Origin of the sequence: Rhizobium sp. 11_C7_N12_5, assembly GCF_051811145.1 — a bacterium.
In the GTDB taxonomy this organism is placed as follows: Bacteria; Pseudomonadota; Alphaproteobacteria; order Rhizobiales; family Rhizobiaceae; genus Rhizobium; species Rhizobium lusitanum.
Window position 1 is genome coordinate 451,057 of record NZ_JBPWPY010000002.1, and the last position, 16,148, is coordinate 467,204.

Consider the following 16,148-nt stretch of genomic DNA (forward strand, 5'->3'; position numbering starts at 1 on the left):
TCCGTTTTGTTGAAAAACCGAATTTTGCTGAGGCGGGTCCGATGCTTCATTGGTCGGGCTTGTCATCTCCTGACCTATTGATGTCGAAGCGTTAGTTCGAGAACAGGCCCATGACAGAGCAGAAGTTGATATCCGAACTGGAGCAGTTGGTTTCCGAAGGCCGCAATCCGAATACGATGCATATCGATCTGCTGCCGACCTTCGATATCCTGCGCGAGATCAATTATGAGGATCAGACGGTGCCGGTCGCCGTCGAAAAGGTCATTCCGGCCATCGCCGCCGCCGTCAACCAGATCGTCGCCGCCTTCCAGAAGGGTGGCCGGCTGATCTACATGGGGGCAGGGACCAGCGGCCGGCTCGGCGTGCTCGACGCCTCCGAATGCCCGCCGACCTTCAGCGTGCCGCCGGAGATGGTCATCGGCCTGATTGCAGGCGGGCCGGATGCGCTGCGGCGCTCGATCGAGGGAGCCGAGGATGATCCCGAGCAGGGACGCCAGGCGCTGCGGGACATCAATCTGACGGCAGCCGATGTCGTTGTCGGCATCGCCGTCAGCGGTCGCACGCCCTATGTCATCGGCGGCTTGAACTATGCGAAGAGCATCGGCGCCTTTACGGTCGCCCTGTCCTGCAATCCCAATTCCATTATTGCCGGCATCGCCGATCTGGCGATTTCTCCGGTTGTCGGTCCGGAAATCCTGACAGGCTCGACGCGCCTGAAGTCCGGCACAGCGCAGAAGCTCATTCTTAACATGCTGACGACGGCAAGCATGATCCGCATCGGCAAGAGCTATCAGAATCTGATGGTCGACGTCAGCGCGAGCAACAAGAAGCTGGTGGCGCGCGCCGCGCGCATCGTCATGCAGGCGACCGGCTGCTCGCAGCAGGAGGCACGCCGCGTTCTCGATCTGACAGGCAATGACGTCAAGCTTGCCATTCTCATGGAAATAACCGGGATGGGCATTGAAGAAGCCCGCGCGGCATTGCAAAACGCTGATGGATTCTTGCGCAAGGCCATCAACGCTAGGACTGCTTAAGGGAAGATCGCGGCGCGCCGCGATAGCAATCAATTGGCCAAAATCGGCCGGGGACATTTGAAAAAATCGGAGGGCTGGGAATGGAAGGGCATTTTGCAAGGAAACTGATTTCGGGGGTCGTGCTGGCGGCGGGGCTTGGCATGGCGGTGGTCGCGATGCCGGTTGAGGCAGCGACGCTGCGCATGGCGTGGTCGCAGGATGCGACCGGGCTCGACCCGCACAAGCAGACGGCCTTTTCCTCCATCCGGCTGCTGGAACTGATCTATGAGCCGCTCGTTCGCCTCGATGGCAGTCTGCAGATCGTGCCCGGCATTGCCGACAGCTGGCAGTTTTCACCCGACGGCAAGCAGCTGACTTTCAAGCTCAACGCCAAGGCGAAGTTCCAGAATGGCGCCCCGGTGACCTCGGCCGACGTGAAGGCTTCCTTCCAGCGCATCCTCGACCAGGCGACCGGCGCCGTCGCCCGCGCCAACTTCTTGTCGATCGCGAGCATCGATACGCCCGACGCCAATACCGTTGTGTTCAACCTGTCGCAGCCTGACGTTCCGATCCTGACGGCGATGACCAGCCTCAATGCGGCGGTTGTTCCGGCGAGCGAAATTGCCGCCGGCACCATCGGCACGAAGGCGATCGGTTCCGGCCCCTTCAAGCTCGACAGCTGGGTTCCGAATTCCAAGGAAGTGTTGAGCGCCAACAAGGATTGGGCAGGCGGCGCCATCGGCGTCGACGGCATCAACATCAGCGTACTGCCCGATGAAACGGCCATCCTCGCCTCGCTGCGCACCGGCCAAATCGATTTCGCTCTCCTGAACGATCCGCTCGTGGCGACACTGGTGCCTAAGGAGCCGAAGCTGCAGCTCACCCGCACGCCGGTGCTTTCCTACAATGTCCTGCAGCTCAATCCCTCCCGCAAGCCGATGGATCAGCTTGCGGTGCGCCAGGCGATCTCTTGCGCCATCGACCGCAAGGACGTGATGGATACGGCCGCGCTCGGCGAGGGCAAGGTGACCGGGCCGCTGACGATGCCGCTCTACGCCACCGATCCCGGCCAGCTTTTCTGCTATACACGCGACGTAGCGAAGGCAAAGAAGCTGATGGCCGATGCCGGTTTTGCCAATGGCTTCTCCGCGACCGTGATCGCCGCCACCGGCGAGCCGCCGACGGCGACAGCCGAAGCGCAGGTCATCCAGTCGCAGCTCGCCGAAATCGGCATCAAGCTCGATATCAAGGTGATGGAGCTCAACGTCTATGTCGATACCTGGCTGAAGGGCAATTTCGACATGGCGGTCGCGCTCAACGGCGGCAGCGCCGATCCTTACTCCATGTACAACCGGTACTGGACGAAGACCGGCAATCTGCAGAAGGTCGCCAATTACATCGACGACACGCTCGATAGCCTGATGCAGAAGGGGCGCGTCGAAACCGACCCGGCCAAGCGCAAAGCGATCTTTGCCGAATTCGAGAAGCACATCGCCGAAGTCTCGCCCTGGATCTGGCTCTACACGGCTTATGGCTACACGGCTGAACAGAAGAATGTTCAGGGCTTTGTGCCGACGCCGACGGGCTCGCTGTTCGGCCTCGCCAAAGTCTCGATCAAGTGACGGCAGTCGAGATTTAGAGGAAGTGCCATGGGATACCTGACGCGCCGGCTCATGACATTCCCGCTGATCATGCTGGGCGTATCCATCCTCGTCTTCGTCGCCATCCGGCTGGTGCCGGGTGACGCGATCACGGCGATGCTCGGAACCAATGCGGGCCTGCTGACGCCGGAGCAGCGGCAGGCCCTTGCCACCTATTTCGGCATCGACCAGTCCTGGCCTGTTCAGTATTGGCATTGGCTCCTGGGCATATTCCAGGGCAATCTCGGCATTTCCGTCACCTACGGCAAGCCGGTGCTCGACATCATCCTCGAGCGTTTCCCGCTGACGCTCGAACTTGCGTTGCTCTCCATGGTGATCGCGCTTGCCATCGGCCTGCCGGCGGGCGTCTTTGCCGCGACACGAAACGAGAGGTTCTCCGATCTTGCCGTGCGCATCGTCGCCATGATCGGGCAATCGACGCCGAATTTCGTTCTCGGGCTTCTGCTGATCTATGCCTTGTCGGCCGGTTTCGGTGTCTTGCCGACCATGGGGGAGTTCACGCCCATCTGGCAGGATCCGCTCGGCAATCTCGGCCAGATGATCCTGCCGGCATTGACGCTTGGCTTCGCCTTCGCCGCCTCGGTCACGCGCGTCGTACGCTCGGCCATGCTCGATGTTCTGAGTGATGATTATGTCCGCACGGCCCGCAGTCGCGGCGTGCCGGCGCGTGGCGTCATCTGGCGGCATGCGTTGCCGAATGCGCTGATCCCGGTGGTGACGCTCAGTGGCGTCGAGTTCGGCTATCTTCTCGGCGGCGCGGTTCTCGTCGAGCAGATCTATGCTCTGCCCGGACTCGGCCGCATGGTGCTCGACGCCATCCTGCAGCGCGATTATGCCCTGGTGCAGGGTAGCGTGCTGTTCATCGCCTTCAACTTCATGATCGTCAACCTGCTCGTCGATCTCGCCTATGTCGCGCTCGATCCGCGCGTCCGTCTGGGAGAGGGTTGATGCGGATCGTCAAGGCCATTTTGGGACATATGAGCGGCCGGATCGGCGGCATCATCGTTCTCATCTATATCGTGCTTGCCATTCTCGGCATGCTGGGGCTTACCCCGCACGATCCATTGATGCAGAACCGGATCGACCGCCTGCATGCCCCCAATCTCACCTATTGGATGGGCACCGATCTCTTCGGCCGCGATGTCGCAAGCCGGCTGATGAACGGCATCGGAGAATCCTTCACCGTCGCCTTCCTGTCCGTGGCCGCCGCAAGCCTGATCGGCACCGTGCTCGGTTTGACCGCAGCCTGGTCCGGAAAGCGCTGGGACGGCGTGATTATGCGGACGATGGACGTGCTTCTGGCCTTCCCGGCGATCCTTCTAGCGCTCCTGATTATCGCCATCGTCGGGCCGGGCACCTGGACCAGCGTCGCGGCGATCGCGATCGTCTACACGCCTATCTTTACCCGCGTCGTGCGCGGTCCGGCGCTGTCTTTGAAGGGACGCGACTTCGTCGATGCCGCCCGCACCTTCGGCAGCAGCAGGTCTTACATCCTGACGCGGCATTTGTTGCTCAATCTTGTTGCGCCGCTGACGGTGCAGGTGACGCTGGCGCTCGCCTGGTCGCTGTTGACCGAAGCGGGCCTGAGCTTTCTCGGTTTGGGAACGCAGCCGCCGGCCTCCTCGCTCGGGCTGATGCTGAGTGACAGCCGCAACCTTATGGAAACAGCGCCCTGGCTGCTGATCTTCCCCGGCATAACCATTATGATCTCTATTCTCGGCTTCAACCTGCTCGGCGATGCCCTGCGCGATATTCTCGATCCGAAAATGCGGAGGTCCACCGTATGAGCCCACTGCTGTCGGTCTCGGATCTGCGCGTCGGTTTCGGACGCAACCCGGAAGCAAATCCCATCGTTCGCGGAGTCAGCTTCGAGCTCGAAGCCGGCGAGACGCTGGCGATCGTCGGTGAGAGTGGGTCGGGCAAATCCGTCACGGCGCTTTCGATCAATCGCCTCGTCGATTTCGGCGGCGGTCGCATTACTGGCGGCTCGATCCGGCTGAAACGTGCGGATAACAGCGTTCTCGACCTGACCACGGCCGGCGAGGCACAGCTGACGAAGATCCGCGGCGCCGAGATCGGCATGATCTTCCAGGAACCGATGACGTCCCTTAATCCAGTGCTGACGATCGGCACGCAGATCGAGGAATCGTTTCGGCTGCATCGCGGTCTGACCGGCCGCCAAGCGACGGCCGCCGCCAAGGATGCCTTGGATCGTGTGCGCATTCCCGATGCCGCGCGACGCCTGACCTATTGTCCGAACCAGCTTTCCGGCGGCATGCTTCAGCGTGTGATGATCGCGACGGCACTTGCCTGCAATCCGCGCCTGCTGATCGCCGACGAGCCGACGACCGCGCTCGACGTGACCGTGCAGGCGCAGATCATGGCGTTGCTCGCCGAGCTGAAGCGCGAGACCGGCATGTCGATGATCTTCATCACCCACGATATCGGCCTCGTCGCCGGCATTGCCGACAAGGTCATGGTTATGCAGGCCGGAGAGGCGGTCGAGCAGGGCGAACTTAACCAGATCCTCGATAATCCCATCCATCCCTATACACAGCATCTGCTGCATTCGGTTCCGCATTTCGCTGCCGGGAGTGCCGCGCGCACGGATTTTCAGCGCGATGAATCTCAGACCAAACCGGCGCTGAAGGTCGATGGCTTGACCGTCCGTTTCGCGGTGTCGAGCAGCTTCCTGCGTCGTGCGACCGGCGCGGTTCATGCCGTGGAAGGGGTCGGCTTCGATCTGATGCCGGGCGAGACGCTGGCGATCGTCGGCGAGAGCGGCTCCGGCAAATCCACGACCGCGCGGGCGGTCCTTGGATTGGTCAAGTCGACGCGCGGCACGTTCACGACTAGTGGCGGCAAGGCTGCCGACCGCACGAGCGCGGTGCAGATGGTCTTCCAGAATCCTTACGCCTCGCTCAACCCGAGACTTCGGGTCGACAGCATTCTCGCCGAACCGGTGATCGCGGCCGGTGGCCGTCTGTCGGGAGGCACGCGGGAGCGGATGGTCATGCTGCTGAAGCGTGTCGGTTTGCCGGAAAATGCCCTTGAACGCTACCCGCACGAGTTTTCCGGTGGCCAGCGCCAGAGACTGTGCATCGCGCGCGCTCTGATGCTGAACCCGTCCGTGCTGGTGCTCGACGAGGCGGTTTCCGCACTCGACGTCTCCGTTCAGGCGCAGGTCTTGAACCTGTTGATAGAGCTCCAGCGCGAATATGGGCTCGCCTATCTGTTCATCTCGCATGACATGGCAGTGGTGGAGCGGATCGCCCATCGCATCGCCGTGCTCTATGCCGGCCAGATCGTCGAGATCGGCGATGCGGCCTCGATCTTGTCGCAGCCAAAGCATTCCTATACCAGGCGGTTGATCTCGGCAGTCCCGACGGTCGCGCGGCGAAAGGAGAATTTCGCGCTCGACACGCGTCAGGTTCCTTCGCTGGTGCGTCCTCTCGGTTTCGAGCCGGCAACACCGGAATGGCGCCGGTTCGCGCCGGATCACATCGCTCTGGCGGAAGCCTGAAGCAAGCCGGCGGGAAGGCGAGATATGACGGGAGAGGGTATGCAGTTTGAGGAGCGTTTCGATCGGGCCTTTTCGCCGCTCGAACAGGCCGTCGCGTCAACGCGCATTCCGGGCGGCGTTCTGGGCATGGTCGATCTCGACGGCAACCGGCTGGTACGTGCCGTCGGTTCGGCGCAGAAGGTCCCGAGCGTCAGGCCCATGCTGGTCGATACATGGTTCGATCTCGCATCGCTCACCAAGGTCATTTTCACCACATCGCGCATCCTGGCGCTGGCGGAGGCCGGCACCATCGATCTCGATGCGCCGCTGACGACACTTCTGCCCGATCTGCGTCAGTACAGCGCCGAGGCATGGGAGCGAAAGGTGACCTTTCGCCAATGCCTCGGTCATCAGACGCCTTTTCCGGCGGTCGAGCCGATCTATACCTACGGCCACGATCCGGACCTATTGCGCGCTTTCATCCTGCAGCGCGAATGGCGGGCCGGCCCACCCGTCTATTCCGATATCAATTTCATTCTTCTCGGCTTCGCGCTCGAACGCCTGACCGGCCAGACGATCCGCGCCATGGACCCGGGGCGGGGCTTTGCCTTTTCCGCCGAGCCCGATCAGGCGGCCGCGACGGAAGACTGCACGTGGCGTCATCGCGTCTTGTCGGGCGAAGTCCATGACGATAATTGCTCCGCTCTTCGGGGTGCGGGCCATGCCGGGCTATTCGGAACGGCAGCGGCAATCCTCGATTTTGCCGGGGGCTTGCTCGATGGCAGCGGCGCATCAGCCCGCTCGATCGCATTGATGCGCGCACCGCTTTCGGCCACACGCACGCATGGCTGGGAGCGCGCCCATGACGGTTGGTCCGGTGGGACGCTGTGCTCGCCGGAGACGATCGGCCACACAGGGTTCACCGGCACCGGCCTCTGGATCGATTTCGACAAGGGCAGGGCCTGGACCTTGCTCACCAACCGCATTCATCCGACACGCCATTTCGACAGTGGCATCCTGACGCTTCGTCAAACTGTCGGCGATCGCGTCAACGCAGCTTAGGAGCCTGATCATGGAACCAATATGGGCAGTCGGTCTGATGACCGGAACCGTTCTCGACGGCAATATCGATGTTGCCATGCTGAAGACGGATGGCGAGCGGATCGAGGAATTCGGCCCCTATGTTCTGGCTCCCTATCCCGACTGGATCCGGACGCTTCTGGAGGAGACGCTGCGGCAAGCGCGGGCATGGAATTTCGACGGCCCCGAGCCGGCGATCTTCAAGGAGGCGGAAGAGGCCCTGACGCGGGCGCAGTCGGAGGCTGTCAGGCAATTGGTCGAGAGCAACGGCATGACCATGGCAGACATCGGCGTTGTCGGGTTCCACGGCCAGACCGTGCTGCATCGGGCACCACAGAAAGATCGGCTGGGGCAGACGCGCCAGCTCGGCGATGGCGAGTTGATGCGGTCCATCCTCGGCACCAAGGTCGCCTATGATTTCCGCTCGGCCGATATGCGCGCCGGTGGCCAGGGTGCGCCGCTTGCCGCCGTCTACCACACCGCCTTGCTGCGCGGCGCGGGCGCGGCTGGCGAGACCGCTATCCTCAATCTTGGCGGCGTCGCCAATATCACGTGGTGGGACGGCGAGGGCAATTTCGTCGCCTTCGACACCGGCCCTGCCAATGCACCGCTCAATGATTTCATCAAGTCCCATGGTCTCGGCGAGATGGACCGCGACGGCGCGCTCGGTCGGGCTGGCAAAGTGGACGAGGCGCGGCTCGAGAAGTTGCTGCAGCACCCCTATCTCAGCAAACCCTATCCGAAGTCGCTGGATCGTTTCGATTTCGGTGCTTCGATGGCGGATGGGCTCAGCCCTGAAGATGGTGCTGCAACGCTTTCGGCCTTCACGGCGGGCGCCGTGGGCAAGGCGCTCGATCTGTTGCCGCGCCGGCCGAAGAAGGTTGTCGTCAGTGGCGGCGGCCGTCACAATCCGACGATCATGTCGATGATGCAAAGCCGCGCCGGTGTAGAGCCGATCTTTGCCGAAGACCTCGGGTGGCGTGGCGATGCCGTTGAAGCGGAATGTTTTGCATTTCTGGCCGTGCGTGTGCTGCGCGGCTTGCCGATCAGCTTCCCCGGCACGACGGGTGCGCCGGAGCCCATGCGCGGCGGACGTCTCGCCGGATAATCGCCGGCAGCAACATCACGCCGTCAAAGGTTTTCGCTGCAGCCCATCGATGCTATGAAGAGATCGCAATTATGCGATCGAACTGGCTTGGACGGATATCGCACGGATGGCAGGCAGGCAGCATCGAGCAGGCTTTGTCGGCGGCGTGGTCGCCTTTGCCATTATATGTGTCGTCGTGGCTTCGGCCCTTCGCCCTGCGAGCGCGCAGCCGGAATGGAGCGTTGCGCCACCGGCCTGCGTCTCCGGCCCGATGATCACGCGCACGGGCGAGACGCTCTGCATTCGCAAGGAAAGTTATAACAGGGATCTCTGTGCGGCTATCGATTACTTCGCCCGCATCAACCGTCTGCCGCCGGATTATCTGGCTCGGCTGGTCTGGCGCGAGAGCACGTTTCGGCCGGATGCCGTCAGCCCGAAAGGCGCTCAAGGCATTGCCCAGTTCATGCCTGGGACGGCAAAGCTTCGCGGCGTCCGCGACAGCTATGATGCGCTCGAAGCGCTGGGCAAGGCAGCTTCCTATCTCGACGAATTGCGCAACCGGTTCGGCAATCTCGGGCTGGCCGCCGCCGCCTACAATGCCGGCGAGGCGGGCCTGGCGAATTTTCTGAATTCCGGCGATCTTCCCTATGAGACGCGCAGCTATGTGAGCGCGATCACCGCGCATACGGTCGAGGAGTGGCGCGATGGACCGCCCGACGTCGCCGCGCCGGACTTGGACAAGGGCAAGCCCTTTGTTCAATCCTGTGTTGCCCTTGCTGGAAGTCGGCGGCTGAAGCAGGTCGCCTTGGAGCAAGAGCGGCCATGGGCACCCTGGGGCGCTCAATTGGCAGAGCATTTCCAGGTTAATGCCGCCCGCAACCTTTTCGCGACAAATGTCCGAAAGTTGCAGTCTCCCTTGAACGCGGAAAAGCCGCTGATCGTGCGTCAGCGTAATGCGGATTTCGGCCGGCGCATCCGCTTTGCCGCGCGTATCGGCAGGCAGACGCGTGCCGAGGCGGATGCCGTTTGCACGCAGGTCCGGCAACAGGGCGGCACTTGCCTGGTGTTCAAGAATTGAGTTTCTTGCTGACCTCAGATGCCGATCTCGAATGCCGGAGGCATGCCATCGTCGCATCGCGCCGCGCTTGTCTGATCGAGTGCCCACTGATTGGACTTTACTCCCTCTTGGCTCGCGCTTATTCGTTAAGGCCCGACCTTTGGGAGGAAGCCGCGGGATAACCAAAGGAGCGTGCAATGGCGCATAAGCGTGAAGTCCCTGGGATCCGTGCCTACAACAGCCCGGCCGGCGGCTGGGGAGCGCTCAAGGCCACCGCCAAGGCGGTCCGTGACCAGATGGAAGTCACCGAGGCGCCCGGCCTGCTCCTGCGCACCAACAAGCCGACGGGTTTCGATTGCCCCGGCTGTGCATGGCCCGACAAGGAGCATACCTCCACCTTCCAATTCTGCGAAAATGGTGCGAAAGCAGTCACTTGGGAAGCGACAAACAAGCGCGTGACGCCGGATTTCTTCGCCGAGCATACGGTCAGCGAACTCCTGACTTGGAGCGACTATGATCTGGAGAATTCCGGTCGGCTGACGCATCCGATGGTCTACGATCGCGCAAGCGACACTTATAAGCCGATTGCTTGGGAAGATGCCTTCACCCGCATCGGCGAAGTCATGCGCAGCATGCCCAATCCGGATATGGTCGAATTCTACACGTCGGGCCGCGCCTCCAACGAGGCGGCTTTCCTCTTCCAGATCTTCGCGAGGGAATACGGCACCAACAATTTCCCCGATTGCTCGAACATGTGCCATGAGGCCACCAGTGTCGGTCTGCCGCAATCGATCGGCATGGGCAAGGGCACGGTATCGCTCGACGATTTTGATCAGTGCGACCTGATCATTTCGATGGGGCACAATCCCGGCACCAACCATCCGCGCATGATGGGCACACTGCACGAGTGCTCGCGCCGCGGCGTGCCGATCATCGTGTTCAATCCGCTGAAGGAGCGGGCGCTGGAGCGCTTCGCCGACCCGCAGAGCCCGATCGAAATGGGAACCTTCGGATCGACCCGGATCGCCTCCTCCTACTACCAGGTGAAGATCGGCGGCGATGCCGCTGCGCTCAAGGGTATCATGAAGGGCGTTCTGGCACTTGCCGAGACTTCGGAAGACGTGCTCGATCATGCGTTCATTGCCGAGCATACCAGCGGTTTCGACGCGCTGGTTGCCGATATCAAGCAGACGGAATGGGCTGATATAGAGCGCGTATCGGGTCTTTCCCGCGCCGATCTGGAGCAGGTCGCCGCCGCCTATGCCAAATCCAAGGCAACGATCGTCGCCTACGGCATGGGTATCACCCAGCATGCCAAGGGCACTGCGAATGTGCAGCAGATCGCCAATCTTCTGCTGCTGCGCGGCAATTTCGGTAAACCTGGCGCCGGCATCTGCCCGCTGCGCGGACACTCCAACGTGCAGGGCAATCGTACCGTCGGGATCACCGAGAAGCCGGATGCCGCGCTGATTGAGGGCATCGAGCGCGCCTTCGGTTTCAAGTCCCCGGCCCATCACGGCCATGATGCGGTTGCCGCCATGCAGGCGATGGCCGAAGGTCGCTCGAAGGTGCTGCTCAGCCTCGGCGGCAATTTTTCGATCGCGCTTCCGGATCCCGAGATGTGCGCCGAGGGTATGCGCAGGCTGGACCTTGCTGTTCACATGAACACCAAGCTTAACCGTTCCAATCTTCTGATCGGCAAGGAATCCTTCCTGCTGCCAGTGCTTGGCCGCACCGAAGAGGACGTTCAGGCCGCCGGCCCGCAATCGGTGACCATCGAGGACTCGATGTCGATGGTGCATGCCTCGCGCGGCAGGCTGAAGCCGGCATCGGGGGAGCTACGTTCAGAGCCAGCCATCGTTGCGGCCATGGCGCAGGCTACCTTGCCGGAAAGCAAGGTCGCGTGGATGGAACTGGTCACCGACTATGACCTGATCCGCGACAAGATCGAAATCGTTTATCCTGATTTCGCCCGTTACAATGAGCGCATCCGCGTGCCCGGCGGCTTTCGCCTGCCGCTCCCGGCGACGGAGCGCGTCTGGAAGACGCCTTCCGGCAAGGCCGAGTTCAAGCTGTTTTCCGGCCTTAATGAGGACATCTCGCTTTCGGATTCAAGTATCCTCAAGCTCGCGACGATCCGCAGCCATGATCAGTACAACACCACGATCTACGGCCTCGACGACCGTTATCGCGGCGTGTTCGGCCGTCGTGATGTCCTGTTCATGAACGACAAGGACCTTGAGGCCAAGGGATTGGAGCATGGCGATCTCGTCGAGATCGAGACGGCGCTGCCTTCCGGCGGCAAGCGGCTGTTAAAGCTGACGGCGATTTCCTACGATATCTCGGAGGGTTCCGTCGCTGCCTATTATCCGGAAGCCAATTGCCTGATCCCGCTTGACTATCAGGACAAGGAAAGCGGCACGCCTTCCTACAAGTCCATTCCGGTGCGCATCAGCAAGGCTGCTTGAGCAAGGCTGCGCGCAAACCGGGCTAGACGCTGCGGCCGCCGACCCAGGTGGCCGCAATATTCGGCCGCGAGGCGGTGTAAATGATCTTCTGCAGGATGCCTTCTCCGGCATCGCGATCCTCGAACAGCCGCACCGTGCCCTTCTCGTGGGCGGTGTCGATGACGATGGCATCGAACTGATAGCCGGGCGTAAACTGCCCGACCGGCAGATCGAGTGCCGCGCCGCCGCCGGCCGTTGCGATATGAAAGGCATCGCGAAAATCGATCTGCGCCGGTCCGAATGTGGAGCGGCTTTCGGCCGGCACGTTCGGATCGACACCGCTTTGCAGCATCCTCGAGACGAGGATCGCGCCGCGGGCATTCTCCAGCATCGACGCGCTGGGCCCGCCGGAAATATCCGTGCCGAGGCCGACATGCAGGCCCTTTTCCAGCGCCGCCCGCAACGGAAAGACCGCATTGGCAAAATAGGCGTTCGAAAGCGGACAATGCGCAACGGCTGCTTCGCGCGCCTTGATCGTCTCCATATCCCCAGCGGTCAGGAAGTTCGCATGCGCCAATACCGTGCCGCGCCGAAGCAGGCCGAAGCGGTCCAGGCTCTCGGTATCCGTCATGCCGTGCCGGGTAAGCACGTAGCCATGCTCCCAATCGCTCTCCGAACAATGGGTCTGCACATGGCAGCCGCATTCCCGGGCAATCGCGCCGAGCCCTTCGAGCGTTGCATCCGTGCAGGAGGGAATGAAGCGCGGCGTTACCACAGGCAGGACGCGGCTTTCGCCATTGTCGGGATGGCCGCGCACATAATCGATGAGTGCGCGAGTGCCTTCCAGCGCCGCATCGCTCGAGGCGTCGCGATAGTAGTCGGGGCATTCCTGCGGATTGTCCATGGCCACCTTGCCGATCAGGGCGCGCTGGCCCCTTTCGAGGCAGATATCGACCAGCGCCCGGGTCGCCTGCTGGTGTATGGTGGCGAAATACAACGCCGTCGTCGTGCCGTTGGCAAGGAGGTCGTCGACCAGCAGGCCATAGACATGGCGTGCGAAGACAAGGTCCTCATAGCGTGCCTCCAGCGGGAACGTGTGTTTCTGCAGCCAGGCTTCCAGCGGAACGTCAAGCGCGTCGCCAAGCTGCGGGTATTGCGGCGCATGCACATGCAGGTCGACGAAACCTGGCAGAAGATAGGAGCCGTTCGGCAGCGTCACCAATTCACCGGTGGCTTCGCGGGCGTCGCGAATGGTCCGATAGTTGGGGTCACCGTAACGATGGATCGCTTTGATCGCGCCGGCTACATCGATCTCGATCAGCACATCATCCAGAATGTCGATCTTGCCGCGCACGGGTGAATGAAAGCCCGATGCGCTCAGGGTCTTGCCACGCAAATCCATCGCTGTTCTCTATTTCAGGCAGCCATCATGGTGGTGCCGTAGGTAATGCCCTTTTCCTTCAGCCAGCGCCGATAGGCGATCGACGTGGCGTCGGCGCGAGTCGGGATTTCCGCCCGCGGCTCCAGCGGTAGCAGCACCGGGCGCTGGTTTTCAAGAATGATGCGGTCCTGCAGGAAGATAAGTTGCTGGAAATGTACCAGTTCCGTCGTCGTCGAGACGTCGTCGATCAGGAACATGACCGGATGGGCGCGGCAACGATCCGGATCCAGCGGCTGCACGAAAAGGCAGATGACGTCCCAACGATTGGCGGCGTTCGGGCAGGTCTTGTAGAGCAGCGTCGCAAACGGCGTCATCACCCGATAGATATAATCCGTCATGATGCCTTCGCTGGCCGAAAGTGCCGCCTGCGGCTGGAAGAACTGGCAATTGGTCGCCCAGACCTCGTCGACGTCGCGGCGGATCTCGACATTGTACTGCGCCACTTCGGTGTGCGGCTCGGCGCCGAGAATATCGGTGTGCACGAAGGGGAAATGCGCCAGGTCGAGGAAATTTTCCACGATCCGGAGCCCCGAGGCCCGCACCGCCACCGTGCCGCAATTGACCACGCGGCGATCCGGCTCATCGGCTTCGGGCAAGTCGAACAACCCGCCGGCCGGCGTGCCGAGCGTCGTCCAGACGAGGCCGAAGCGGTGGATCAGCGGCAATGGCTCGGCGCGTCCCTCGGCATTTACGACCAGTGTCCCGTCATTCGATCGCGTCACGGTAAGGTCGGTGCCGAGAAGACGGTTCACCGAGGTTCCGAAGGGAATCTCGTTTTCCGTTTCCAGCGCATACCATTGATCGAGGGCTGCCTTGTCCAAACATTGGCTCATGCGAGGCTCCTTTTTCTTGTCCGTCGATGCACCTTAGCGGACATCGCGATAATAGGGCAGGCCGATGGCGGCCGGGGCGGCCATGATACGGCGCATGCGCTGCCATGCCAGAACCGGCACGATGATGAAGGCCATCGTGCCGAGATAGGGCAACATGGACAGGAAGGCGGGTGCGATCGGCCAGCCGCGCGCCTGGCCGACGAAGCCGAGCGCGGTGATGAGGCCGAACAGCAAGCCCGACAGAACGGCCGGGATCGGCCGGTAGCCGGCAAAGATCACCAGCGCCACCGCGATCCAGCCGCGACCGGCGACCACCCCGTCGGACCAGGACGGCACGAAAGCAAGCGTCAGGTAGGCACCCGCGCCGGCGGCAAGGGCTGAGCCGGCCATGACGTAGGCGCAGCGGATGAGGTTGACCGAAATGCCGGCCGCGTCCGCCGCCGCCGGATTTTCGCCGACGGCGCGCAGATTGAGGCCGTGGCGGGTGCGGAACATGAGGTAGCTCAGCGCTACCGGCAGGATGATATAGATCAGATAGACGAGGATGTTCTGCGAGAAGAAGGCCTTGCCGAGGATAGGAAGATCGCTGAGGAGCGGGATTTCGATACCGGAAAAGGTGGCGCGCACCGGCATGCCAGAATAGGCGCGGCCGATGCTGGAGGCAATGCCGTTGCCCATCAAAGTCAGCGCCAGGCCGCATAGCACCTGGTTGGCACGCAGGAGAACGGTGGCTACGGCGAAGATCGCGCCGAAGAATGCGCCGACGATCAAGGCCGCGAGAAAACCGAGCGTCGGCGAGGGATAGATCGTCGTTGCGGCAACGCCCGTCAGCGCCCCCATTGCCATCAGTCCCTCGACGCCGAGATTGACGACGCCGACCCGTTCGGCCAGCACTTCGCCGAGAGCAGCCAGCGCCAGCACGCCGCCTGCGAGAAAGGCTGTGGTCAGGAGGCCGGTGAGAAGATCCATGGTCTCTTGTCCTTTCAAGCCTTGTCGCGGGCGATGTGATAATGGGCGAGCTCATCGCCGATCGCCGTCAGGAACAGGATGAGCCCGGTGATCGCGAGCACCGCCGACGTCGTCAGCCCCTGGGTTTGCAGGACGATGCCGGAATTCAGGATGAAGGCCATCAACGCCGCTGAAAAGATAACGCCAATGGCGGAGTTGCGCGCCAGCACCGCGACCATGATGCCGAGATAGCCGTAATTGTTGGAAATACCGCCCTGCAGGCGATGCACCGTGCCGGCGATCTCCAGCATGCCGGCAAGCCCCGCTATGGCACCGGACAGAAGCATGACCGTGATCAGGTGGCGCCGCGCCGGTATGCCGGCATAATGGGCCGCAGCCGGGTTGGAGCCGACGAGGCGCACTTCGTAGCCCCAGCGCGAGAAAGCCAGCAGGCCGGCGACGATGATGGCGGCAAGGATGGCGACAGGAAAGCCCCAATGGATGGAGCCCCAAAGCTCCGGTATTTCGGCCGACAATCGCCCGGTTGCCGAATTCGCCGTGCGGTCGCGCCAGGCGCTGGTCGAGACGTAGAACACCAGAAGCACAGCGACGAAATTGAGCAGCAGCGTAGTGATCAGCTCATTGACGCCGGCATAGGCGCGCGCCAGCGTCGGGATAAGGATCCAGACAAGGCCGCCGAGGAGGCCGCCAAGAAACATCAACGGCAGGATCACGACAGGCGGGCCGGGCACGAAGAGGCCGACCACGGCAGCACCGAATGCACCGGCATAGAACTGACCTTCGGCACCGATATTCCAGATGCCAATTTGCTGGCCGACGGCGACGGACAGTCCCGTCAGGATGAGAGGGACCAGCAGAACACCGAGATCCTGAAGGCCGAAACTGGAGCCGAGGCTCGAATCGATCACCTCGGAAGCCAGCTCGAGCGGCTTTGCGCCGGTGACCGCCAAAACCAGCCCGGCAAACACGAGCGCCAGCAGGATAGCGACGATGCGGGCGGCAAATGCCTTGGCGGGCGAGGCGGAGGGTAGGCGGTGAAGACGCCAGGACATGCTCAT

Annotated in this window: 13 protein-coding genes; 9 read left to right on the top strand and 4 right to left on the bottom strand. The window is 62.3% G+C overall.

Translation table 11 applies throughout. From position 1 onward, the window contains the following. The first annotated feature begins 110 nt into the window (after window positions 1-110). The 9 genes from murQ (at window position 111) to AB8B29_RS21275 (ending at window position 11,868) form a co-directional block, all read left to right on the top strand. Window positions 111-1,034 carry an N-acetylmuramic acid 6-phosphate etherase gene (gene murQ, locus AB8B29_RS21235; protein WP_037192321.1) on the top strand — a complete coding sequence of 308 codons (924 nt, stop codon included), beginning with the start codon at window positions 111-113 and terminating at the stop codon, window positions 1,032-1,034. A gap of 80 nt (window positions 1,035-1,114) precedes the next feature. Then, window positions 1,115-2,635, top strand: coding sequence for an ABC transporter substrate-binding protein (locus AB8B29_RS21240; protein WP_037192320.1), 1,521 nt, complete (start codon window positions 1,115-1,117; stop codon window positions 2,633-2,635). 27 nt (window positions 2,636-2,662) lie between these two features. After that, complete coding sequence (locus tag AB8B29_RS21245; protein ID WP_037192319.1) at window positions 2,663-3,622, top strand: ABC transporter permease; 960 nt, start codon at window positions 2,663-2,665, stop codon at window positions 3,620-3,622. Then, a complete protein-coding gene (locus tag AB8B29_RS21250; protein ID WP_037192317.1) occupies window positions 3,622-4,461 on the top strand; it encodes an ABC transporter permease in 840 nt (279 codons plus the stop codon). The genes AB8B29_RS21245 and AB8B29_RS21250 overlap by 1 nt, the downstream gene beginning before the upstream one ends. Continuing rightward, complete coding sequence (locus AB8B29_RS21255; protein WP_037192315.1) at window positions 4,458-6,197, top strand: ABC transporter ATP-binding protein; 1,740 nt, start codon at window positions 4,458-4,460, stop codon at window positions 6,195-6,197. The genes AB8B29_RS21250 and AB8B29_RS21255 overlap by 4 nt, the downstream gene beginning before the upstream one ends. Window positions 6,198-6,221: 24 nt before the next feature. Next, window positions 6,222-7,238, top strand: a complete 1,017-nt coding sequence (locus tag AB8B29_RS21260) for a serine hydrolase domain-containing protein (RefSeq protein ID WP_037192313.1) — start codon at window positions 6,222-6,224, stop codon at window positions 7,236-7,238. 10 nt (window positions 7,239-7,248) lie between these two features. After that, window positions 7,249-8,364: an anhydro-N-acetylmuramic acid kinase gene (locus tag AB8B29_RS21265; RefSeq protein ID WP_037192311.1), complete on the top strand. Its 1,116-nt coding sequence runs from the start codon at window positions 7,249-7,251 to the stop codon at window positions 8,362-8,364. A 106-nt stretch (window positions 8,365-8,470) separates the two neighbouring features. After that, window positions 8,471-9,421: a lytic transglycosylase domain-containing protein gene (locus tag AB8B29_RS21270; protein WP_037192307.1), complete on the top strand. Its 951-nt coding sequence runs from the start codon at window positions 8,471-8,473 to the stop codon at window positions 9,419-9,421. Window positions 9,422-9,597: 176 nt separating this feature from the next. Beyond that, window positions 9,598-11,868, top strand: a complete 2,271-nt coding sequence (locus AB8B29_RS21275) for an FdhF/YdeP family oxidoreductase (RefSeq protein WP_092573573.1) — start codon at window positions 9,598-9,600, stop codon at window positions 11,866-11,868. 22 nt (window positions 11,869-11,890) lie between these two features. On the opposite strand, the gene guaD is transcribed toward AB8B29_RS21275, so the two are convergent. Genes guaD through AB8B29_RS21295 form a run of 4 tightly spaced genes read right to left on the bottom strand, consistent with a single transcriptional unit; the run spans window position 11,891 to window position 16,148 of the window. After that, entirely contained in the window at window positions 11,891-13,249 is a 1,359-nt protein-coding gene (gene guaD / locus AB8B29_RS21280) for a guanine deaminase (protein WP_037192301.1), read from the bottom strand. A gap of 14 nt (window positions 13,250-13,263) precedes the next feature. After that, entirely contained in the window at window positions 13,264-14,121 is an 858-nt protein-coding gene (locus AB8B29_RS21285; RefSeq protein ID WP_037192298.1) for an aromatic ring-hydroxylating oxygenase subunit alpha, read from the bottom strand. Window positions 14,122-14,154: 33 nt separating this feature from the next. After that, complete coding sequence (locus AB8B29_RS21290; protein ID WP_037192295.1) at window positions 14,155-15,090, bottom strand: ABC transporter permease; 936 nt, start codon at window positions 15,088-15,090, stop codon at window positions 14,155-14,157. A 14-nt stretch (window positions 15,091-15,104) separates the two neighbouring features. Continuing rightward, window positions 15,105-16,148, bottom strand: coding sequence for an ABC transporter permease (locus AB8B29_RS21295; protein ID WP_197072728.1), 1,044 nt, complete (start codon window positions 16,146-16,148; stop codon window positions 15,105-15,107).

Excerpts from the sequence above, each read along its gene's own strand:
- AB8B29_RS21260 (WP_037192313.1), top strand. The coding sequence starts at position 6,222 with ATGACGGGAGAGGGTATGCAGTTTGAGGAGCGTTTCGATCGGGCCTTT.
- AB8B29_RS21265 (WP_037192311.1), top strand. The coding sequence starts at position 7,249 with ATGGAACCAATATGGGCAGTCGGTCTGATGACCGGAACCGTTCTCGAC.
- AB8B29_RS21290 (WP_037192295.1), bottom strand. The coding sequence starts at position 15,090 with ATGGATCTTCTCACCGGCCTCCTGACCACAGCCTTTCTCGCAGGCGGC.
- AB8B29_RS21270 (WP_037192307.1), top strand. The coding sequence starts at position 8,471 with ATGGCAGGCAGGCAGCATCGAGCAGGCTTTGTCGGCGGCGTGGTCGCC.
- AB8B29_RS21250 (WP_037192317.1), top strand. The coding sequence starts at position 3,622 with ATGCGGATCGTCAAGGCCATTTTGGGACATATGAGCGGCCGGATCGGC.
- AB8B29_RS21275 (WP_092573573.1), top strand. The coding sequence starts at position 9,598 with ATGGCGCATAAGCGTGAAGTCCCTGGGATCCGTGCCTACAACAGCCCG.
- AB8B29_RS21285 (WP_037192298.1), bottom strand. The coding sequence starts at position 14,121 with ATGAGCCAATGTTTGGACAAGGCAGCCCTCGATCAATGGTATGCGCTG.
- AB8B29_RS21295 (WP_197072728.1), bottom strand. The coding sequence starts at position 16,148 with ATGAGCATGTCCTGGCGTCTTCACCGCCTACCCTCCGCCTCGCCCGCC.
- guaD (WP_037192301.1), bottom strand. The coding sequence starts at position 13,249 with ATGGATTTGCGTGGCAAGACCCTGAGCGCATCGGGCTTTCATTCACCC.
- murQ (WP_037192321.1), top strand. The coding sequence starts at position 111 with ATGACAGAGCAGAAGTTGATATCCGAACTGGAGCAGTTGGTTTCCGAA.
- AB8B29_RS21240 (WP_037192320.1), top strand. The coding sequence starts at position 1,115 with ATGGAAGGGCATTTTGCAAGGAAACTGATTTCGGGGGTCGTGCTGGCG.
- AB8B29_RS21245 (WP_037192319.1), top strand. The coding sequence starts at position 2,663 with ATGGGATACCTGACGCGCCGGCTCATGACATTCCCGCTGATCATGCTG.
- AB8B29_RS21255 (WP_037192315.1), top strand. The coding sequence starts at position 4,458 with ATGAGCCCACTGCTGTCGGTCTCGGATCTGCGCGTCGGTTTCGGACGC.